The 21,547-nt window shown below is 44.3% G+C and carries 22 protein-coding genes; 4 read left to right on the top strand and 18 right to left on the bottom strand.

Features of this window, described 5'->3' with window-relative positions; translation table 11 throughout:
- Window positions 1-83 precede the first annotated feature (83 nt).
- From cscK to ACOSVQ_RS03410, 18 genes are all read right to left on the bottom strand, one after another.
- On the bottom strand, window positions 84-1,004 hold the full coding sequence (cscK, locus tag ACOSVQ_RS03495) for a fructokinase (RefSeq protein ID WP_491981199.1): 921 nt from the start codon (window positions 1,002-1,004) through the stop codon (window positions 84-86).
- Window positions 1,005-1,305: 301 nt separating this feature from the next.
- Complete coding sequence (locus ACOSVQ_RS03490) at window positions 1,306-2,535, bottom strand: beta-ketoacyl-ACP synthase (RefSeq protein ID WP_491981198.1); 1,230 nt, start codon at window positions 2,533-2,535, stop codon at window positions 1,306-1,308.
- On the bottom strand, window positions 2,532-3,257 hold the full coding sequence (fabG, locus tag ACOSVQ_RS03485) for a 3-oxoacyl-ACP reductase FabG (protein ID WP_491981197.1): 726 nt from the start codon (window positions 3,255-3,257) through the stop codon (window positions 2,532-2,534). Before fabG ends, ACOSVQ_RS03490 begins: the two co-directional genes overlap by 4 nt.
- Entirely contained in the window at window positions 3,254-3,718 is a 465-nt protein-coding gene (locus tag ACOSVQ_RS03480) for a hotdog family protein (protein WP_491981196.1), read from the bottom strand. Before ACOSVQ_RS03480 ends, fabG begins: the two co-directional genes overlap by 4 nt.
- Window positions 3,711-4,898 carry a beta-ketoacyl-[acyl-carrier-protein] synthase family protein gene (locus ACOSVQ_RS03475; RefSeq protein WP_491981195.1) on the bottom strand — a complete coding sequence of 396 codons (1,188 nt, stop codon included), beginning with the start codon at window positions 4,896-4,898 and terminating at the stop codon, window positions 3,711-3,713. Before ACOSVQ_RS03475 ends, ACOSVQ_RS03480 begins: the two co-directional genes overlap by 8 nt.
- 10 nt (window positions 4,899-4,908) lie before the next feature.
- Complete coding sequence (locus tag ACOSVQ_RS03470; RefSeq protein ID WP_491981194.1) at window positions 4,909-5,523, bottom strand: DUF3261 domain-containing protein; 615 nt, start codon at window positions 5,521-5,523, stop codon at window positions 4,909-4,911.
- Window positions 5,520-7,904: an MMPL family transporter gene (locus ACOSVQ_RS03465; RefSeq protein WP_491981193.1), complete on the bottom strand. Its 2,385-nt coding sequence runs from the start codon at window positions 7,902-7,904 to the stop codon at window positions 5,520-5,522. The genes ACOSVQ_RS03470 and ACOSVQ_RS03465 overlap by 4 nt, the downstream gene beginning before the upstream one ends.
- Window positions 7,876-8,502 carry an outer membrane lipoprotein carrier protein LolA gene (locus tag ACOSVQ_RS03460; RefSeq protein ID WP_491981192.1) on the bottom strand — a complete coding sequence of 209 codons (627 nt, stop codon included), beginning with the start codon at window positions 8,500-8,502 and terminating at the stop codon, window positions 7,876-7,878. Before ACOSVQ_RS03460 ends, ACOSVQ_RS03465 begins: the two co-directional genes overlap by 29 nt.
- On the bottom strand, window positions 8,499-8,945 hold the full coding sequence (locus ACOSVQ_RS03455; RefSeq protein ID WP_491981191.1) for an acyl-CoA thioesterase: 447 nt from the start codon (window positions 8,943-8,945) through the stop codon (window positions 8,499-8,501). The genes ACOSVQ_RS03460 and ACOSVQ_RS03455 overlap by 4 nt, the downstream gene beginning before the upstream one ends.
- Before the next feature lie 8 nt (window positions 8,946-8,953).
- On the bottom strand, window positions 8,954-10,498 hold the full coding sequence (locus tag ACOSVQ_RS03450) for an HAL/PAL/TAL family ammonia-lyase (RefSeq protein WP_491981190.1): 1,545 nt from the start codon (window positions 10,496-10,498) through the stop codon (window positions 8,954-8,956).
- Complete coding sequence (locus ACOSVQ_RS03445; RefSeq protein ID WP_491981189.1) at window positions 10,476-12,185, bottom strand: glycosyltransferase family 2 protein; 1,710 nt, start codon at window positions 12,183-12,185, stop codon at window positions 10,476-10,478. The genes ACOSVQ_RS03450 and ACOSVQ_RS03445 overlap by 23 nt, the downstream gene beginning before the upstream one ends.
- The gene (locus ACOSVQ_RS03440) at window positions 12,172-12,546 is read right to left on the bottom strand and encodes an ApeI family dehydratase (RefSeq protein ID WP_491981429.1); all 375 of its coding nucleotides are present in this window, start codon (window positions 12,544-12,546) and stop codon (window positions 12,172-12,174) included. The genes ACOSVQ_RS03445 and ACOSVQ_RS03440 overlap by 14 nt, the downstream gene beginning before the upstream one ends.
- A 25-nt stretch (window positions 12,547-12,571) precedes the next feature.
- Entirely contained in the window at window positions 12,572-13,936 is a 1,365-nt protein-coding gene (locus tag ACOSVQ_RS03435) for an AMP-binding protein (protein ID WP_491981188.1), read from the bottom strand.
- A gap of 6 nt (window positions 13,937-13,942) precedes the next feature.
- Window positions 13,943-14,500, bottom strand: coding sequence for a COG4648 family protein (locus ACOSVQ_RS03430; protein ID WP_491981187.1), 558 nt, complete (start codon window positions 14,498-14,500; stop codon window positions 13,943-13,945).
- Window positions 14,500-14,757: an acyl carrier protein gene (locus ACOSVQ_RS03425; protein WP_491981186.1), complete on the bottom strand. Its 258-nt coding sequence runs from the start codon at window positions 14,755-14,757 to the stop codon at window positions 14,500-14,502. Before ACOSVQ_RS03425 ends, ACOSVQ_RS03430 begins: the two co-directional genes overlap by 1 nt.
- A 16-nt stretch (window positions 14,758-14,773) precedes the next feature.
- Entirely contained in the window at window positions 14,774-15,034 is a 261-nt protein-coding gene (locus ACOSVQ_RS03420; RefSeq protein ID WP_491981185.1) for a phosphopantetheine-binding protein, read from the bottom strand.
- 10 nt (window positions 15,035-15,044) lie between these two features.
- Window positions 15,045-15,815: a lysophospholipid acyltransferase family protein gene (locus ACOSVQ_RS03415; protein ID WP_491981428.1), complete on the bottom strand. Its 771-nt coding sequence runs from the start codon at window positions 15,813-15,815 to the stop codon at window positions 15,045-15,047.
- Window positions 15,812-16,537 carry a beta-ketoacyl synthase chain length factor gene (locus ACOSVQ_RS03410; RefSeq protein WP_491981184.1) on the bottom strand — a complete coding sequence of 242 codons (726 nt, stop codon included), beginning with the start codon at window positions 16,535-16,537 and terminating at the stop codon, window positions 15,812-15,814. Before ACOSVQ_RS03410 ends, ACOSVQ_RS03415 begins: the two co-directional genes overlap by 4 nt.
- A 78-nt stretch (window positions 16,538-16,615) precedes the next feature.
- On the opposite strand from ACOSVQ_RS03410, the gene ACOSVQ_RS03405 reads away from it, so the two are divergent.
- From ACOSVQ_RS03405 to ACOSVQ_RS03390, 4 genes are all read left to right on the top strand, one after another.
- Window positions 16,616-17,005, top strand: a complete 390-nt coding sequence (locus ACOSVQ_RS03405) for a hypothetical protein (protein WP_491981183.1) — start codon at window positions 16,616-16,618, stop codon at window positions 17,003-17,005.
- A gap of 28 nt (window positions 17,006-17,033) precedes the next feature.
- Window positions 17,034-18,101, top strand: coding sequence for a methyltransferase (locus tag ACOSVQ_RS03400; RefSeq protein WP_491981182.1), 1,068 nt, complete (start codon window positions 17,034-17,036; stop codon window positions 18,099-18,101).
- Between the two features lie 25 nt (window positions 18,102-18,126).
- On the top strand, window positions 18,127-19,365 hold the full coding sequence (locus tag ACOSVQ_RS03395; RefSeq protein ID WP_491981181.1) for an NAD(P)/FAD-dependent oxidoreductase: 1,239 nt from the start codon (window positions 18,127-18,129) through the stop codon (window positions 19,363-19,365).
- Window positions 19,366-19,898: 533 nt separating this feature from the next.
- Window positions 19,899-21,530, top strand: coding sequence for an ABC transporter substrate-binding protein (locus ACOSVQ_RS03390; protein WP_171138743.1), 1,632 nt, complete (start codon window positions 19,899-19,901; stop codon window positions 21,528-21,530).
- Window positions 21,531-21,547 lie beyond the last annotated feature (17 nt).

Here is a 21,547-nt window from a genome sequence, read left to right as displayed (position 1 = left end):
ACACGCTCTGTATACCCAAAAGAGTCAAAAACAAAAAGCCACCGAATCAAAGGTGGCTTTTCCGTATTTAATTGGTTTTAAGACTATAGCAGGAATGCTTTGAGCGCTTGCTGATTAGGTAGAGCTGTCATTGCGCCTTTCTGGGTTGTCGCTAGAGCGCCACAGCCGTGTGCCGTTTCTACCGCAAGAGCAATGTTCTCTTTACTCTGCCAATTTGGCGACTGTGATAACTGGTAAAGCAAGCCACCTACAAAGGCATCGCCAGCTCCAGTGGTATCAATAGGTTTTACCACTTTTCCACTAACTAGCGTTTGACCATCTTGTGTCACCACAAGTGCGCCTTTAGAACCTTGGGTGATGATCACTAGAGGAATATTCAAAGCTTGAATCGCTATGATGCCTTGCTCGATAGAATCAGTATTCGTTAACAAGGTTAATTCCTCTTCAGAGAACTTCACCACATCTGCTTTTGCGACTGCTTTCATGACAGTCTCAACCAGTTCTTGCGGTTTTTGCCACACTTCAGGGCGTAGGTTCGGGTCAAAACTGAAGTAGCCACTAGAGCGTTTAATGCGTTCAATAGCTTCAAATGTACTACTACGGCTAGGTTCATTTGCCAATGCAATAGAACACACGTGTAGCCAATCGTCTTGGCTGAAGTTAGGGATATCACTCAAATGCAAGAATTGGTCGGCACTGGGTTTGACCATAAAGGTAAAACTACGCTCGCCAGTGTCGTCCAAATCGACGATGACTGTTGAGGTTCGTTGCTCACTGTCCAGTACCAGATATTCGCAATCCACTTGCTCTTGCGTCAGGGTTTGTTCCATAAATCTTCCTAACGGGTCATTACCTACTCGACCAAAGAAAGCGGCTTTGCCCGCTAAGCGAGAAATCGCTACTGCAACGTTTGCAGGAGCGCCGCCTGGGCATTTGAGGTAATGGTTTTCACCGTCAGGAATCAAATCAACGACAGCGTCGCCCGTCACCCAAACTGTACTCATTGTGTTTCTCCGTTGAATCTATCCCCTTCTTAATTGAAGCTGCAGCGCCAAGTAGGAAGGATAATACACTTAAAATGCCGCTAGTATAATTCGGTTTTCGGTAACGTTCCCGAAAATGATTGAAATCTTTAATTGAGTTAACAAATTTGAGTAATTCACTCAAGGGATATAAAGCAAACCGATAAATAGTCGAAGTAGAAAAGTGAACAAGGATGAGGTAAGCAAACGGAGATAAAAACGCAGGGCATTAAAAAGCCGCCTTTATCATGAAATAAGACGGCTTCAGAATACCTCGTGAGGTTTACTCTGCGATACGCTTGAAGATGATTGACGTGTTGATGCCACCGAACGCAAAGTTATTGCTCATCAGATAGTCAATCTGCATGTCACGACCAGAGCCTGTGATGTAATCAAGGTCACCACACTCAGGGTCTAAGTTATTCAGATTGAGAGTAGGGCTAAACCAACCTGTATGCATCATTTCTAAACTCAGCCAAGCTTCTACAGCGCCACATGCGCCAAGGGTATGCCCAAAATAACTCTTTAGGGAGCTAATTGGCACTTTGCCGACGGCTTTCTCAGTGGCATTGCTTTCAGCAATATCACCGCGGTCAGTTGCTGTACCATGTGCTGAAACATAGCCAATTTTGTCTGGCGACAGGCTGGCGTCTTTAAGAGCCAGTTCCATACAAATTTGCATGGTTTCCATTTGTGGCTGAGTAACGTGTGCTGCATCGCAGTTGCTGGCAAAACCAACGATCTCGGCAAAAATTTTTGCGCCGCGAGCTTTTGCATGTTCGTACTCTTCAAGCACCAGAGTGCCAGCACCTTCACCAATCACCAGACCATCACGATCTTTATCGTATGGGCTAGGTGTGGTTTTCGGAGCATCATTTTTCAGACTGGTTGCGAATAGGGTATCGAACACCGCAGATTCGGTCGGGCACAGCTCTTCACCGCCACCTGCGACCATTACGGTTTGGTATCCGTGCTTAATCGCTTCATAGGCATAACCAATGGCTTGGCTTCCTGAAGTACAGGCACTACTGGTTGGGATTACGCGACCACGAAGACCGAAAAACAGCCCTACGTTGACCGCTGTGGTGTGCGGCATCATTTGCACATAAGTCGTTGCAGTAATCGCTCTGGTGGTTTTCTCATTGAGCATCACACCAAACGCACCCACGGCATCAGTACTGCCCGTCGAAGAGCCGTAAGCAATACCGGTTTGACCGTTAGTAAGCACTTCGTTACCAATTAAGCCTGCTTGAATCAGTGCGTTTTCAGTCGCGACTGTTGCCAGCATAGAAACACGACCCATACCGCGTACTTGCTTACGTTTGTAGTGCTTTGGCAATTCGAAATCATTCACGGGAGCTGCGAGCTTTGTGTTCAGACCATCATATTGCTCGTAGGAAGGCATGTATTGTGTGGCGTTTTCGCAAGCACGCAAACGAGGTTCAATACTCGCCCAGTCGTTACCAAACGCAGTAACACCGGACATACCGGTTACAACAACTCTGCGGCTCATACGAGACCTCCGTTAACAGAAATAACTTGGCGAGTGACATACCCTGCAATGTCTGACATTAGGTAGCTAACCAGACCTGCCACTTCTTCTGGTTCACCCATACGGCGTAGTGGTACAAGAGGGAGTGCATGTTCTTTTACATGTTCATCGACCATGCCTGTATCAATTAGACCAGGAGCAACACAGTTTACTGTGATTTTGCGTTTTGCCAGCTCCAACGCCAGAGATTTGGTCGCGCCAATGACGCCCGCTTTCGCTGCGCTGTAGTTGGTTTGACCGCGGTTACCGGCAATACCGGAAACAGACGCCAGAGTAACTATTCGCCCACCTTTACGTAGCTGTACCATTGGCATGACGCAAGGGTGCAGAACGTTATAGAAACTGTCTAAGTTGGTATGGATGACCCCATCCCATTCTTCTTCTGTCATTGCTGGGAACGCAGTATCACGTGTGATACCCGCATTGTTCACAACACCGTAGTAAGCACCGTGCTGCTCAATGTCTGATTCAATGTTGCTCTTGCATTCTGCACGATTGCTAATATCGAATTTGATTAATCTACCTGAGCCGCCGTTTTCAACAATGGTATCAAGTGTTGATTGGGCACCATTTTGGTCTCCCATGTAGTGAACAATGACGTGAAAGCCATCTTTACCTAGCGCAATAGCAATCGCTTTGCCTATGCCTTTGCTGGCACCCGTGACGAGGACTTGTCGGGTCATGCATGACTCCTAATTTTCATTTCTTGTAATTTTTCTTTTGTAGGAACATAAACATTCAGTTGGCACTGAGCGATGATATTCCCTTGAAATTCTATGCGGCCTGAAAACACCGCCATGCCATTATCTTCCATCACTTGATCTGCGAAGATATCGAGAGTCTGACCTTGCGTAAATTGGTCATACTCTGTGGTGTAACGGCGGCTGCCGAGTAGGAAACCGATAGGCGGTTCTTCCCCTTTTAGTAATGCTTGATATCCAGACCAAGCCGCGATGGACTGCGCCATAAATTCAATGCCGACATAGGCAGGAACGATGTTGGTTTCAGGATTAAAAAACATCAGGTGTTTGTCGATATCCACTTGGCTGTGAATGGAAGTGGCGCCAATAGACAAAGCGCGATCAACCAAAATCATTGGATTATCATGAGGCAGCAGTGTTGCGATTGCAGGTAATTCAGTCATGAGAGTATCCAAAAATTAAGCTAATGTTGTTACCGCCAAAGGCAAAAGAGTTGCTGAGAATCGCTTTTTTGCCAAGATATTGTTCATTTTCAACCAGAGTAATTTCAATATCCTCAGCCTTGTCTACACAGCGCTGCATAGGAAGCGGTAACTGATGACGCAAAATGTGCCAAGCGATCGCCGCTTCAGTCGCACTTGCTGCGCCAAGGGTGTGACCCGTTAATGGTTTGGTAGAGCTGACTGGCACGCCGCTGCCAAATACACGATAGATGGCTTTACTTTCCATGCTGTCGTTCAGGGGCGTGGCAGTGCCGTGAGCATTGATATAACCGATATCGTCAGCGGTAAGTCCTGCGTCATTAAGTGCTGCTCGCATAGCTTGTTCAGCACCATTACCTTCCGGATGAGGTGCGGAAATATGGTGGGCATCAGAGCTATCACCTGCGCCTAATAAAGCGATGTCGCTGGTTTCTGTGCTCAACAACATAAATGCCGCTGATTCACCGATATTAATACCTGAACGTTGCGCACTAAATGGCTGACATAGCTCGTTCGACAGTGCTTCTAAGCCGTTGAACCCGTTCAGTGTCAGTTTACAAATGGAATCGACACCACCTACAACCACAGCATCGACAATGCCTGTGCGAAGCATACGTTTTGCACTGATAAACACGCGACCACTTGACGAGCATGCAGTTGAAATCGTATAGCAAGGACCAGTGATACCGAAGAAATCGGCTACGAAATTGGCACTGTCACCGAGTTCTTGCTTGGTGTAGTGATAGTCTTCTGGGAATGCACCTTGGTTGATTTTTTGTGCGTAGGCTGCTTCACCATCGGAAATTCCAGACGTGCTGGTACCAACAATCACAGCAATTCGATCTGATCCAAATTGTTCGATCGCTTTATCAACACTCGGCTTTATTTGTAGCAGTGCAGACAAAGCAAGCTGGTTATTACGTGTTGCATATTTAGACAATGACTGAGGAATTTCCGGCAGCGCCTCTGTGACGCGTCCAATAACGGTCGACGTGTGAGTATTGAGGATTTCATTGTCTATGAGCATGCCTTTTGAATGCCCTGATTGCAGCGCTTGATGAATAGCAACCTCTTCACTCCCTAGAGCAGAGTGAAAACCACAATCATGAATAAACACTGGAAATGAAGTTGAAGAATTCATCTAGGTTTTTCTACTGTTTTGACGTTGTTAATTTTTCTTGATGACTTAATGTCTGGATAGTAATTGAATAATTCAACGGCTTGTTTTCAAAGTGAATATCGCCTTCAAGAGGTGATTCACCAGCGTAGCGAATGATCAATACCGATTCTCCAGCCTCGTTGTAAATAATGCGTTGATGTTGGTCATCAATAATGGACCACCTTACCTTATTTAATGGTGCTTCCCAAGCACTTCGAGGCCATAGGGTGATCATCAGATTAAATAACACTTGTTCCGGTTTCGGTAGGGTGTTTTCTAGTCCACTCATAACTTGCGTTGAAATCGTTTCGCCATCGTAATCCAACGACAGCAAGCGAGTTCCCCATGAAGAAAATCCCGCTAATACGATATGCTGAGCATCGATTTGTAACTGCACTGGCAATTGCTGAGTCTGCATATTGCCTTGCTCATCTTGCCACTGTGCAGATATCAATTGTGTCGCGTTAAGCGATAGTCCGAGTTGGTTTGGTAATGGCAGCTCAACCCATACATCACGAGCGATTTCTACGCTGGTTGAAGAAGACTGTGGCTGCAAACTACAACCAATCAACCATAGACAAACAAAGAGCGTGGTTATCCATTTCATTGATTTGTTTGCCCCTTAATTGCTAACGGAGAAAGTAGCCAAGCGACAAAAATACCGCTTAGCGTCGTTAAGCCGAAACTGTGAATGGCGTGGGTCTCACTCAGTGACAGCAGACCAAATGAAAGTAGAGTAGTCATTGCGGACAAAGTAATTGCCAGCAAAGTACTGCGGCTTTGTGACGGCTTGGTTAAAGGCTTCTCGGTAATAGACTTCTCAGTAAAAGATCGCTCGGTAATAGACTGTTCGGCAAAAAACAGCGTGTAGTCGATACCAATACCGACCACAAGTACCAAAGCGAGTAAGTTAAACAGGTTGAGTGTTGAACCAGTCAATGTTGTTACTGCGATACCGACTAGGCAAGCCACCACACACGGGAATACAATTCGCAGCGTATGGGATATTCCGTAACGTTTTGCCAGTAGAAGCGATATACCTATCAAAGCCGCAGCTAACAGCTCCATTACTTTGGTTCGGTATTCTCCAAACAAGGCGGAGATTTCGCCTGCTTTATCCAAATAGCTGATATCGGCGTTTTGATTGGCGAAGTCTTTTATGTCATCGGCGTTATGCACATCTCTAAGCATGATAACGGATGCGACATTTTCTCCGACTTTACCCAGATAAAGGAATTGCACTGGTTCTGAAACGTTTTGAGTCAGGTATTCACTAACAGTGACAGGCTCTAGATTAGTATCTAAGGACGGCTGTGCTGACAGCTTTAGCGACTGAGCCAACATAGCGCCATAATTCACATAGAGGTTTTGTACCAATTGGTAGTTGGCTGCTTGTCTGGATAACGAGGGTAAGTACTGACTCAGACTTTGATATCCACCCAGTACTTGTTGCTTTTTCCACTCATCAAGCGTGCTCTGCAACTGCTCAAGTCTCAGCAGTAAATCTTCATCACTTGCCGCGCTAACAACCAGCATTTGTTGAGATGATTTCACTCCCGAAACTTGGTTAATGAGCTCTTCTTGCTGCTTAAGATCTAAAGGCATTGCTTGAAGCTGACGAATGTCATCATCGTAGTTCACTCGTGTCATTTGAACTGCGCCAAAGACCAAAAGCAGTAGTGGTAGTGTGGCTCTTACGCTGCGTTTTTGCCATTGCGCTAACCACCACTGCCAAAGCATGTCGCCCGGCAGTGTTCGATGAGGCGTCGCTTTACGAGCAAGAACGGGATACCACGCGACGACAGTGGCATAGGCAGCGATTAATCCAATTGCGGAGAACAGCGCCAGTTGCTGTAAGCCGGGAAATGGCGCAATGAGCAAACCTAAGTAGCCAATTAGGCTGGTGATCAGCCCAAGTGTGATTGCTGTGAAAATATGTTGCAGCCCTTTGACGCTGTCCCATTTGTCTTGTGCAGCAAGGCGGTCAGTGAGGTAGTGGAACGCGTAGTCGATCGAAACACCAATCAAGCTTGCGCCAAATACCAAACTAAACAGATGGACTTTGCCGAAAATGGCTGTGGTAGTAACAAGCGCAACCAAAAGCCCAACGCTGATAGAGAGCAAAGCTAACACCAAAGGCGCAGCACTGCGGAACACAAACAGCACGATAACAACAACGCCCAGCAGCGAGAAAAGACCAATGGTGCTGATTTCTGATTTCGCACTTTGTGTACCAAAATCTGCATAAAAGAGTACGCCGGTGTGTGCGCTTTCCACATCGTATTGTGTTTTTAGCGTCTGCTCTAAGCTCTTCAATTTGGGTACAACTTGCTGTGTCGACATGCTGTAAGGGGAATCAGCCAGAGTCGCGGTTATCAACACATAAGTATCGTTTTGAAATTGTGTAGTGAGGAAGCCTTGTTGAATTTGAAATTGCGTTGTCAGTTGGTTTAAGTGACTTAAATAATCACGAAACAGCAAAAATGGGTCACTAGATAACTCTGAACCAGTGACGCCCGAAAATGGGTTGTAGAGGGTTTGAATGACTTTTTGCACTTGTTGTTCAGGTGCGTTTTGCAAGCGTGAGCGCTGCTCATCAGTCAGAAATTGAAAGCGATGGGAGAAGTAGTAACGGCTCCATGCATTTTGCTGTTGTTGGTCAATTTTGCCAGTCACTTGCTTTAATTCACCAAGATTCAACAACGAATCTTGAAATGATTGTGCAGCGGCAAATAGTTGTTGCTCATTGTTGCCTTTCAGAACGAACACTATCTTGTCACTGACACTATTAGTTACTCGATCAAACGCCACTTGAGCCAGCGGGTCTTGGCGACTCTGCGGAAGCAATTTCATGATGTCAGTTTCAATGGGTACAGCTGAGCTAAAACCCCACTGTTTAACCAGTAGGGCGCAGCTTAGTAGGACCAAAACAAGCCAGATAATGGCCAGCTTAGAATGATTAAAACTGGAACTGAGTTTGTTCAGCATCCGTTAAATTCTCTGGTTGGTGCGTTTGATTCGTGAAGGTGATTTCGGTTTTGTCGCCTCTGATTTCTTCTAAAACTAAGGAATCAATATCTTCGTTGCCTTGCAATACGATGAATTTGAACACCGCATTCAGTGGTGCTTCCTTAGGTGTCAGTACTAACTGCCAGTGACCATTTTGAGGCGTAAATTGCAGGTCAAACTGGCTTTTTAGTTGCTCTGTATCGCCGTGGAAAACGGACAAAAATATTTTGCTGAAGTAAAAAGCCATCGGGTTTTCTTTGGCTGTAATGACTTGAGCAGGTTGGTTGGCGAAGGTTTGACGCAGTTTGTCCTGTGTTAATACCAAATTCACCGGAAACGGTGTGCTTTGCTGCCACAGTAATCCATGTTGCTTTTCAAGTAGAAACGAGCCTTCAGATACTAACGGCTGATCAAACATAGCTAATGTGCGGCTTTGGGAAAAATCGCCACGCACAATGGGATGCTGCTGCAATTGGGTTTGCAATGAGGTCAAGTCCGTCACTTGAGCCCAAACGCCAGTGACACTGACTAGGCTCAGACAGAAGGATAGGGCGATGTTTTTAACAGCCTTAATCATTGCAAGCATTCTCCGGTTTGATGCCAATGTTCGACTTTGTCCAAAAAACGTTTTGGTGAAACAAAGCACATTTCTTGATCGGCAATACTGACCGCAACTTGGGTAGTATGTGCTTTACACATTCTTTGCCCCGTTTTCGCATCAAAAATTACGTAATCAATACGAAGGCGGTTCTCCCACTCAGTCAGTTTGGCACTGATGCGGATCTCATGGTTAAACGGAATGGCTTTGACGTATTTTACTCGAGTGTCAATGACAGGCCACATGTGGCCTGATTCACTCATCGCAATGTAACCGTAGGCGATTTTATCCAGCAACACTCGACGCGCTTCTTCAAAGTAGCGGAAGTAGTTGCCGTGATAGATTACGCCCATAGGATCGGCATCTTGAAACGAAGTGGTCACTGTCACTTCAGTCTCTAAAGGAAAAATAATGTTTTCCATTGCGGCTCCTAGTACAGCGTCCAGTGTTGCGATTGGATACGATCAATACATAAACGAAGGTCAGCTTCCAGCGGACGATCTTCTACCACAAACTTAAAGTCTTGTTGAACATGCGCCACAATCTGATTCACGCTGGCACTCATATGACGCTCATAAATCTCATTGTGGCGTTTACGTAGTTCAATGGCTTGAACAGAAGCTAACAAAGAGGCAGCCGCCACTTGCTCGGTTAATTGCAATACGCGTAAGCAGTCGCGCGCCGCGATTGTCCCCATGCTCACTTTGTCTTGGTTGTGACATTCAGTAGAGCGCGAGAACACGCTCGCTGGCATCGTGTGTTTCAGTGCTTCTGCCGTCCAAGCTGAAATGCCAATTTGTACCGCTTTAAAGCCGTGGTTGATTGGCTTACGTTCGCCTTCAGCGCCTGTTAGGTTAAATGGCAGACCGTTGTTGAATTTATAATCCATCAACTGCGCCATTTGACGATCCAGAAGGTCAGCAAGATTAGCCACACAGGTTTTAAGAGTGTCCATTGCCATGGCAATATGACCGCCATAGAAATGACCACCGTGAAGCACGCGCTCGTTATCGCCATCAATAATAGGGTTGTCGTTCGCGCTGTTGAGTTCATTTTCGATAAGCTGACGTAACCAAGGTAGAGCGTCTTGTACTGTGCCAATGACATGCGGAGCACAGCGCAGTGAATAGCGGTCTTGTAAGCGGTCACTATTGCGAGGTGGTCTCTCGGCTTGGAGATCAGCACGTAACCAAGCGGCAATCTGTTGCTGACCAGGGTGAGGTTTCACCGCAAATAACGCTTCATCAAAATGGAAATCGTTGCCTTGCATACCAATCGAAACCAGTGCGGTGATTTTGGTGCACAGCTGAGCCAGATATTCAGCGCGCTGATAAGCCAAACAAGCTAGCGCTGTCATGACCGACGTACCGTTCATCAACGCTAAGCCTTCTTTCGGCTTGAGTTTGATTGGCGTTAAACCAAGTTCTGCGAACACTTCTTGAGTTGAGCGAACTTCACCTTTGTAAAGTACTTCACGTTCACCAATCAACGTTGCTGCCACGTAGGAAAGTGGTGTTAAGTCACCACTTGCACCAACAGAACCTTCTTGCGGAATACGCGGCGCGATATCGTGATTGATCAGATTGATGATTTGATTCAATACATCATGAGAGACACCAGATACACCCTGCGCGAGTGAACACAGGCGCGTTGCTAAAACCGCACGAGATTGTTGGTGAGTGAGCACTTCGCCCAAACCACAGCCATGAAAACGTGTTAAGTGAAGTGGTAGTTCTTCAACTAAGTTGGCTGGAATTGCCACAGTACATGAATCACCATAGCCGGTTGTAACGCCGTAGATCACGCCTTCTTCTTTTAATAGACGTTCTAAAAACGCGACACCACGGTCAATCTTCGCTGTGAATTCAGCAGAAGAGTTAATCGAAGCACTCGCGCCTTGTGCGATTGAAACAACGTCCTCAATGGTCAGACGCTGTGCGCCGAATAAAATCTTATTGTCGTTTGTCTTCGTCATGGCTTTTGCTTAATTCCCAGAAGTTGAAGAAGTTGTACCACTGCAGTGGTGCTTTCATTGTGTAGTGTTGTAAGCGGTCAGCATATTGCTGTACCACTTGTTGCAAAGACTCTTGCCTTGTTGCGCGCGGTAGTTCGATACCATCACTAAAATGTTCAAAGTAGACATCAAAATGTGGCTGCTTACTCTGATCGTCACGTAATCCGAAAATCAGGTAGACCGGAGCGGACAATACTGAAGCCAGCATAAACGGTCCTTGAGGAAACGGAGCTGGCTTTCCGAGGAAATCTGCCCACACGACGCGACTTTCTACACTGGTTGAGGTCCTGTCGCCAACGATAACGACCCATTCACCTTGTTCTATCATTTGCTGTAGCATAATCGCAGTGTCAGGACCGATTTTGCTGACCTGAATTAGATTCAGCTCTGACTTCGGATTCACCGCTTTCATTACCGCGTTAAAGCGCTCTGCATGTTCGGTAAACACCAAAGCGTTTATCTTTAAATGTGTGTGGCGTCGACTTAAGGCGCGGCACAACTCAATGTTGCCTAAATGAGAGCCTAATAAAAGTACACCGCGTTTTTGGTCGATTAATGGCTTTAGCTGTTCTTGACCATGTACGGTAAGATTGTCTACGTTAAAATCGCCTCGCCAAGCTGCCAGTTTATCCAGCATGGTTTCGCCAAAGGACAATAGATGCTTGTAGCTAGAGAGGTTTTTAGCCAGTGGAAGCTGTTGCTGCTCGGCATAGGTTTTCACTTGCTGCAAAAACTGCTCTGAAGAGGTTTTCGCCTGTTTACCAGTTAAGTGGTAATAACCCATGACCAGTTTCAAAATGGCGCGAAAGACCGTTCTTCCCAACAGCTTGTAGATTGCCATAAGGACTTTAATACCAAGTACCGTTCCACGTTCTTGTCGTTTGGACCAATGTTCGTCGCTACCGGTTGAACGTTTACGAAGCAATAGTTTTGGAATTCGCGGCAACATACCGAAAAACAGTCGAGTATGCATCCAACTGATTTTGACGTTATCCCATAGCGAATCGAAATGAGAAATTCCACCTTCTGGGTAAATGACGCGGGTATTGACGAACTTGAACTGCACGCCATTCCAGAACATACGAACAAAGATCTCGGTATCGAAATCCATGCGACTGCCGATGTCGTTGTGATTCATCACATCAATCGCCGCCTGTACCGGATAAGCGCGGAAGCCACACATGCTGTCTTTGATTTCTAGTGAGAGCGTTTCAATCCATACCCAAACATGTGTGACATAACGACCGTAGAGTCGGGCTTTAGGAACACTTTCGTCGTAAACGGGTTGCCCTGAAATTAGATGATTCGGATTGTTTCTTGAAGTCTCAATCAGATTTGGCAATGCGGTGATGTCATGCTGACCGTCGGCATCAATTTGAATCACATGACTGTAACCAAGCCAATGTGCATGGCGTAGTCCCGCCATTACTGCACCACCTTTGCCTTGGTTTTTAGGCAAAGTAATCAGTGAAACGTTATCGCGTTTGGCTGCTTCCGAAAGAGCAAATTTTGTCTCTTTATTGCTACCGTCATCCACAAGAAACACGAGAAAATCGAAGTCAGCCAGAGAATCAATCACAGCCGCGACAGTTCCGCCATGGTTAAAGCAAGGGATTAAAAAACACGGGTGATAATCAAGCTTGCTCACTGGCATCTCCCAGTTTCATTTTGCCTGATGAATGAGTTACTGGTTGACCTTCTCTCTGAGATTGGTAGTGAAACGCCAGTTTCTGTTTGCTTTCATCCCACGTTAGACTCAAAGTGACTTCCGCATTGGGCAAAATGGGTTCTTGGAACTTAATGACTTCCATGCCTTTGAAATGAGCAGGTGTGTTCAAATATTGACGAGCGTAGAAGATCGCCCAATCAATTTGGGTGACGCCGGGAAGTAGGGGAAAGTGGTTAAAATGCCCCTTAAAGTCTTCGATATCTGCGTCTACCTTAAAAGTCAGTAGCACGTGGTGTTCGGATTGCTCGCAAGCCAGTAACGTTGGTTTTCTTTTAGCCATCATAGTGTCGGCATTTTCTTCGTTTTTATTGGAATAATTTTTCAAGTTCAGCGACTTGGCGCTTACCTTGACTGTTCAATGGGATCTCTTTTACCACTCTAAAACTGCGTGGTACAGCAATGGGTTCTAACCAGTTTCTAAGTTCATTTCGAAGCAACAGCCAAAATTTACCTTTGCCAAGTTCAGCAAGCTGCTTTTCGCCGGTCTCTGTCAATACTATCGCTGCCGCCAAAATTAACCGTTCTCTTTGTTGAACTGGAATTACAGCGCATTCTTGAACGTAGCTGAGTTGGTCAACGCGTTTCTCTACTTCTACCAGTGATACCCGTTTTTCTTCAACTTTGATTATCCGATCCGTGCGACCTTTCAAAATAAACTGATTTTCAGAGACAAATTCACATTCGTCAGCCGTTTGATACCAGCCATTTGGGTCGATATGTACGGAGCGCAAACGCAGGCAATTCTCTTGGTTCAATTGTGCTGCGACTTTTGGAAATAGCTGCCACGGTACTTGTTCTGTGGTCTGCTGACGAAAAGCGATACCGCCTGTTTCTGTACTACCAAAAACCTCTATCGGTCTAAAGCTAAATAGCTCGTGTGCATGGTTCGCTGCCGTGAATGGTAGAGGTCCACCTGATGAAAAAAGCGCTCTCAACTCGGTGGCTTGATGTTCCTCTGTCAAACGTTTCAGAAGCGCAGGGCTACTGATCAACACGGTGTCTTTATTGGCGTGATGAGCAATTTGTTCGGGAAACTCTAAACTGTGCCGAGCAAAGGGATTACCTGCGCAGAGTGGCCAAAGCACTCTGAACAATAATCCATAGATGTGCTGGTGGGAAACCGTACTCTCGATTCGACAATTGTGCGTTTTGTCTCCCCAAAGAGAGTGCAGAATTTCCACTTCAACACTAAGTTGGTGCAACGTTTTGTGGATCGCTTTAGGTGTACCGCTTGAACCGGATGTAAATAAAATCAGATGGATATTGTCGAGTTCTAATGGCTGAAGGGGCAGGTCGTTCTTAGCGTGTCCGTTTGTTAGGCGCTCGCTAGGTGTCGTGCGCAAGAGTGAAATAGCATCATCGCAAAGCAAAAATTCAAATTGACTACTCAACTCTTCCAACGCTTCCGGTTGGTAGTTGCCCGGAAGAATTACTGTTTTTTTAGCATGAAATAGTGCAAATAGCCCGACCGTGAATAAGTAGCTGTCGCGAGCACACAGTGCGATGTTTTGATATTTCAGTTGGTTAAGGAATTCGGTGTAATAACTGATATCAGCAACAAACTGCGACCAGTTGATTTCGCCTTCAGAACCAAACGCAACAACAGTGCTGGGACGATGTTCTAATAGAAGGTGAGATAGCGGGCTAAGGTTGGTACTACTTGATGTCATTAAATTCTAATCCTTGCGAACAAATTGACGCACCACCCATTCAATAGCAAACAAAGCACCGATGAGTATGTAGCTAATGAGTCCGTTGTATAACGTCCAAACTTCAATCGGTAAGAAACAGGTGTAAAGCGCTGTTATGCCGTTGAACAAGAAAAACAGACACCACACTTGGGTTACTTTTCTCGTGTATTGAATACCACTTTGAGGGAGATCTGGCTCTTGGAGCCTCGCGAGTCTCTCGATAATGGTTTGAGGTTGCTTCAAACTGCTTGCAAAAGCCATCAGCATGCATGCATTGACAACCACAGGGTAAAACAGCAGCCAACCTTTACTACGAAATAGAATCCCTAAAACAATTAAAGTGATCCCAATGAGACCACTTATAATTGCTAACTGTTTGAATTCTTTTAATTTGGTTTTACTTGCTGTGAAAATGCGTAAAACAAAAAAGACAGCAAGGAATGCACCTAAGACACTTAAACCAAATTTATCTATGCCGTAGTAAATGGCAAATGGATACGCAAGTAGAACAATTGCAGACAAACCTGTCAGCAAATGGCGCATTAGGCTTCCTTAAGCAGTTCTACTACCGATTCAACTACGTCATCGACGGTACGAACCATTTTGAATTCTTCTGGCTTAATCTTTTTGCCTGTCACATTCTGCAGGTGAACAACAAGATCAACAGCGTCGATACTGTCCAAATCAAGGTCTTGGTATAGGTGAGCCTCTGGCTGGATATCTGCTTCATCGATTTCGAATAGTTCAACCAAAGCGTCTTTTACTTGGTCGAAAACCTGTTGCTTATTTAATTCTGTCATATTCGTTGTCTACAAATTAGTTGCTAGTTTGAGATGAGATATACGCTGCTAAGTTAGCCACTGATGCGAAGTGTTGGCGCGTATTAGAATCATCAGCATCGATGACAATGTTATATTTCTTTTTAATGGCTAAGCCAAGTTCAAGTGCATCAATAGAGTCAAGCCCCAGTCCGTCCCCAAATAGTGGTGCTTCTGTTTCAATCTCATCAACAGAGATGTCTTCAAGGTTTAATGCGTCGATAATCAACTGCTTAATTTCGTTATGTAGTACTTCCACGGGAACCTACTTAGTTATTATTGATAGTTGGAAAAATAGCTTCAGCAAGATAGCTATTAAGCCTTCTTGCTGCTGATGTTGGGTTATTAGTTTGCTTTATAAAAGGCATGACCTCAACTTTATCCTTAACTTCAACATGGAAAAAAGGCTTGGTATCGGGAACTTGATACCATTTTTTTTCCTTTGTAAGAAAGCTAGGAGAAACGGAAATATGTATTATGCGTAGGTCTCTTTGAGTGCGTATCGCAATTTGAGCTGCACCACGTTGCAGTTTGGAGACAACACCTGGTGTAGTTCGAGTTCCCTCAGGAAATACCAGTAAAACATTGTCTCGCTCAAATCTTTCTTCACACAAATCAAGTAAGTCATCTGGCGTTTCATTAGGAATGTAACCCGCAGCTTTAACAATGTGTTTCATGAACGGGTTTGACCAGATGGCGGCCTTTACTAAGCAATCACATTGCTTAAGCTGAGATGCCACTAAAACGTAGTCGATAAGGCTAGGGTGGTTTGCAACAATAAGGCAGTTCTTATCGTTGGCGAGAATGTCAGCACCGTCGATTCGGTAGTCAATCGCTCCAGTAAACTTCATCAATCGGCAAAAAAAGTGAAACGTAATGCGAATGACGTTTTGTACGCGGTATTCTCGTTGGATAGTATTTGGTGTAGTCAGTCGAATTAGAGGAATAATAACGAAACTGAGTGTCAAACCCCCTAAACCAAAAATTGCAAAACAAAGTCCTGTTGCAAAAATACGCCAATATTTATTTACAGCATTCATGCTTGCTGCCATTCCCATGAATTCCTTTCACCAGCAATTATCCAATCAGATTCTTTGCGTAGATAGTGTGCCAAAAAGCTCAAAGCTTGCGGTAGGTGACTGATAGTATCTGTTTTTTTGTATTGTGCAACTTGCCACTTATCACCAGAAGACAAAATGAGTCCTAAAGCGTAGCCTTTAAAATTTTTGTCTTCATATTCAGCATAATCCGAGGGTAACGGCTCATCAAAGTCGACTAACAAGACCTTAGCTTTTGGATATTGGTTCAGATAAAGCCATGCTTCAATGAGTGCGCTATGAAATGTATTTTCTCCGCCAGCAATTGATGTCACGGGAATGGCTTGTTTGGTTGCTATGGTTGAGAGACCTGCCGCCGTATTGTGGACTGACTGCGAGAAGTTCATTGGTGAGGCTTCTTCACCGGCTAATATATGGCGGATTAATTCAGCGCTGCGATGCAGTTCACCATGACGGCTCGAAAAAACCAAATAGTCTATCTGTTGATCGCTCATTAGATGAATTGCCGTTTGTACAGCGAGCTTACTTAATGTGCTCATACGGCGGCGCATCATAGCGGGAATCAACGCAGCATCGATGGTTTCTTCTTCTGGCCAGTTTTCATGTTGTGCCCACTGTTCCCAACTTGTTTGGTCACTAAGACCTAAGCTATTGGCTGACCACATATCGATATTAAATGAGATTAATTGCAACTGATTTGACATAACGTATTGATTTGTTGTTGAGCACATTAAATACTATGCTCGTTTATTAATATTCCCCAATCAAAGCAAGGAAATGCAATGAAAGCAATAAAATACACGATTTCGATTTTGTTAGTTGTACTTTTAGCAGGCTGTGGACGCGTGCAGCCAATCATGAATGTTGAGAACACGCCAGTTGCTTATACTCTTACCAGCGATGAAGTAAAAGCCGCTATTGTTGTTGCTGCTACAAATCGTGGTTGGGTGATTGCCAACAGCACTGCTACAGAATTAACTGCTAAACTTCTGGCTCGAGATCATAGCGCTGAAATTCGTATTCCTTATAGTGACAAATATTATTCCATCATTTATGTAAGTTCTGTGAATCTAAAAGCAAGTGATGGAAGTATTCACCGTAACTACAATCGCTGGGTTAATAATCTGAACGTTGATATTCAGAAGCAGTTGGCTAGAGCGTCAGTAAAATAATTCTAAATAAATACAATTAGGCTTTTTCGTGTTTGAACAAAAACAAGATCCTTATAACGCTCTAGAGGCGAAAACTGAGGCGCAAAAGTTATCTTTTGCGCCAATTATTTTTCATACCGCACGTACATTACGTGATTTAGGTATTTTAATGGAGTTGGATAAAGCGGGTTCGCAAGGCGCGAGCGCTGAATCTCTTTCCAAAGCCACGGGTGTATCTGAGTACGGTGTCAAAGTCCTTCTGGATATGGCGATTAGTGCGAACATCGTGTTGTGGCAGAAGCCCAATTACATATTGGCAAATCTGGGTCATTTCATTCTTCATGACGGCATGACTCAGGCAAACATGGATTTCACCGCAGATGTTTGTTACGCCGCTATGATGCATTTAACCGAGTCGATTACCGAAGGTAAACCCGCTGGTCTTAAAGAGCTGGGCGAATGGGAAACCATTTATCAAGGTCTTTCTCGTTTGCCTGAAAAAGCAAAGCAGAGCTGGTTCCAATTCGACCATTTTTACTCAGATCGTTCGTTTCCGATCCTTCTTGAGCGTGTTTTTGCTTCCAAGCCTAAAACTTTGGTTGATATTGGTGGCAACACAGGTAAATGGGCGATGCAGTGCTGTCACTACGATAAAGATGTTCAAGTGACGATTGTTGACCTTCCTCAACAGCTCGAAATGGCACTAAAAAATGCCGAAGAAAATGGTTTTTCGCAACGTATAAAGGGTTATCCAGCCAACATGTTGGATAAGAGCCAATCTTTGCCAGAACAAGCCGATGTGTGGTGGATGAGTCAGTTTTTAGACTGTTTTTCGCCAATGGAAATTCTAAGCATTCTACAAAGAGTCAAACAGCAGCTAAAACCAGATTCAAAAGTGTATATTTTGGAGCTATTCTGGGATGCGCAGAAATATGATGCGGCTTCCTACAGCTTGAACGCTACCTCGCTTTATTTTACCTGCCTAGCAAATGGTAATAGCCGTTTTTATCGCAGTGATGATTTTCTTGAGATCATTGATGCAGCTGGCTTAGAAGTGGTGGAACGTACAGATCACATTGGTCTGGGGCATACGTTGTTAGAACTAAAAGCAAAGTAAAAATAATAATCAGAGAATAATTGTAATGGATATACAGCAACGTCAAGTCGTTATTATTGGCGCAGGGCCGTCAGGGTCGACAGCCGCCGCTTTGCTAAATAAGCAAGGTATCGATGTTCTTGTGATTGAAAAGTTGCAGTTTCCGCGTTTCTCCATCGGCGAGAGCCTACTTCCAGCATGTATGGAAGTCGTAATGGAGGCGGGAATGCTACCAGCGGTAGAAGCGGCAGGCTTTCAATTTAAGAATGGTGCAGCTTTTCGAAAAAATGGCGTTTATACCGAATTTGATTTTTGCGATAAGTTTACGCCAGGGCCAGGAACGACTTTTCAGGTTCAGCGTGCTAATTTCGACAAAGTTCTCGCAGACAGTGCAGAACAACAAGGTGTAGAAATCCGCTATCAGCATGAAGTGAGAAGTATTGAGTTTGAAGGTTCCAGTTCGCTTATTACTGTCGCGGACGAAAAAGGAGAATGTTACACCCTTCAAGCGTCGTATGTTTTAGATGCAAGTGGCTTTGGGCGTGTATTACCCAAATTGTTGGATATTGAAGAACCATCCTGTTTACCCGCTCGAAAAGCGATATTTACCCACACGATTGATCATATCGATTCTGAAAAACACCTATATGACCGAAATAAAATTCTGATTTCTGTCCATCCTAAACATTCTGATGTCTGGTATTGGCTAATTCCATTTTCTAATGGCATTTGTTCAATTGGTGTTGTTGCAAAACCTGAATTTTTTGACGGTTACAACGAGGACAAAATAGAAGCTATCAAACAATTAGTAAAAGAAGAGCAGCATCTTTCACTATTGTTGGAGAATGCAGAGTTTCCGAATGCGGCTGGAGAGCTGAAAGGCTATTCCGCCAATGTGAAACATTTAGCTACTCAGCACTATGCATTATTGGGTAATGCAGGAGAGTTTTTGGATCCAGTGTTTTCATCTGGAGTGACGATCGCCATGAAATCAGCACAATTCGCTGCGCAGTGTGTAATTCGTCAGTTAGAAGGTGAAAGTGTTGATTGGAAGCGCGATTACGAAACACCATTGATGATAGGCGTGAATGCTTTTAGAACTTACGTTGAAGGCTGGTATGACAGCACGCTACAAGACGTCATCTATTATGAAAAGCCGAACGCACGTATTAAGCAGATGATCTGTTCGATACTCGCTGGTTATGCTTGGGACACCAATAATCCGTATGTTAAGGATTCAAAACGCCGCTTAACCAGTCTGGCGGAACTCATTCGAAGTAGTTAAGAAACTAACAATACAAAGGCGCATATGGTTGCAGAGTGAGGTTCTGCATAACTATTTAGTACTGAACCTCATGTTTCATATGCGCTGAATTTGGGCATTTGCGTCTATCTTAGTGCAGGTGAGTGAGGTTGCTCACAAATCCTTCTTGTCTGATGAGATAAAAATCACACAACCTCCCTAATTTTGTGCACGAAATGTTAAATATGTTGTTATTTTCTAGTGCAAGATGCTGAGAATGCGGTCTTAGTTAGATAAATCGATATTTAAATCTGATGTAAAGGATTACTTTCCATTGTTGTCCTGTAAGTTTAGTTTAGATTGGCTTTTCTCTCTAATTATTCAGTATTGATAAGAATATAATCTCTTTTTATTCTGATTTTATGGCAAATTGCTTCAATGCTTGATAATGTTTGCCGCATTCTTTGTAAGGAAAATGGCGATATTCAGTCAATTCCGAAGTCTTTTAGGTTAGCCGTTCTAGCCGAAATGCAAAGAAGTCATGGATGCAAAATTAAAACTTGGAGTTTATACAGATGTATAAGAACAAAATCACACAAGCACTTTTACTAGGTGCTGGTCTAGCGGTGGCAACAACTTCTCTTACAGCTTTTGCTGCGAATGTACCAGCAGGTACTAAGCTAGCTCCAGTGCAAGAGATCGTTCGTGGTAACGGTACAGAAGTAGCGACCATCGACCCGCACAAATCTCAAGGTGTTCCAGAATCACACGTTATTCGTGACCTACTAGAAGGCTTGGTAAACCAAGATGCTGACGGTAAGGTTATTCCTGGTGTTGCAGACCGCTGGGAAACTTCAGACAACAAAACGTTCACTTTCCATATTCGTGAAGGGGCTAAGTGGTCTAACGGCGAACCTGTAACTGCACAAGATTTCGTATACAGCTGGCAACGTGCTGTTGATCCAGCAACTGCTTCTCCATACTCTTGGTACATGGAAATGACCCAGATGAAGAATGCAGCGGACATCGTAGCAGGGAAAAAAGACAAGAGTGAGCTAGGCGTATACGCTAAAGACGCAAACACTCTTGTTGTGGAATTAGACTCTGCAGTTCCATATTTCGTTATGATGACTGGTCACACAACAATGAAACCAGTTAATCAAGCGACAGTTGAGAAGTTTGGTGATCAATGGACCAAACCTGAAAACTTCGTTGGTAACGGTGCTTATGTAGTTGAAAACTGGGTTGTGAACGAGCGTTTAGTTCTTAAACGTAACGAACAATACTGGGATAACGAGCACACTGTTATCAATAAAGTAACTTTCCTTCCGATCGAAAACCAAGTTGCTGAAATGAACCGCTTCCTAGCAGGTGAGATCGATATCAGCTATGAAGTGCCAGTAGAGCATTTCCGTCGTCTTAAGAAAGAGCACCCTGAATTTGTTTCTGTAGTGGGTAACCTATGTTCTTACTACTACTCTTTCAACACCAAGAAAAAGCCATTTGATGACGTTCGTGTTCGTAAAGCGATTTCTTACGCGATTGACCGTAACATCGTTAGCGATGCAATCATGGGTCAAGGTCAGAAACCAGCATACTTCCTAACGCCTGAGATCACTTCTGGTTTCAACCCAGTAATGCCTGCTTACGGCAAAATGACTCAGAAAGAGCGTAACGAAGAAGCAGCTCGTCTACTTGCTGAAGCTGGTTACGGTAAAGACAACCCACTTAAGTTCACTCTTCTATACAACACTTCAGAAAACCACAAGAAGGTTGCTGTAGCGATTGGTTCTATGTGGAAGAAAACTTTGGGTCTAGATGTCACTCTAGAAAACCAAGAGTGGAAAACTTACCTATCTTCTAAAGACCAAGGTGACTTCGAAGTTGCTCGTGCCGGTTGGTGTGGTGACTACAACGAAGCGTCTTCATTCCTAACTTTGATGACAAGTAACAACACTACTGGTGGTCAACACTGGGGCAACAAAGAGTACGATGCAATCATCGATAAAGCTCTGACTTCTACTTCTGAAGAAGAACGTCAAAAGCTTTACGCAGATGCAGAAGCTCTAATGGCGAAAGAAATGCCAATCGCTCCAATTTATCAGTATGTTAAGACTCGTTTACTATCTCCAAAAGTAGGCGGTTTCCCTGCGAACAACGCAGAAGAAAAGATCTACTCAAAAGATCTGTACATCAAAGCTGAATAAATTAGCAAAGCTATAAA

The sequence above is a fragment of the Vibrio sp. HM8-C genome (genome assembly GCF_058630515.1).
Note: the sequence above shows the minus strand (reverse complement) of the source record. Positions and strands in the feature narration are given on the sequence as shown.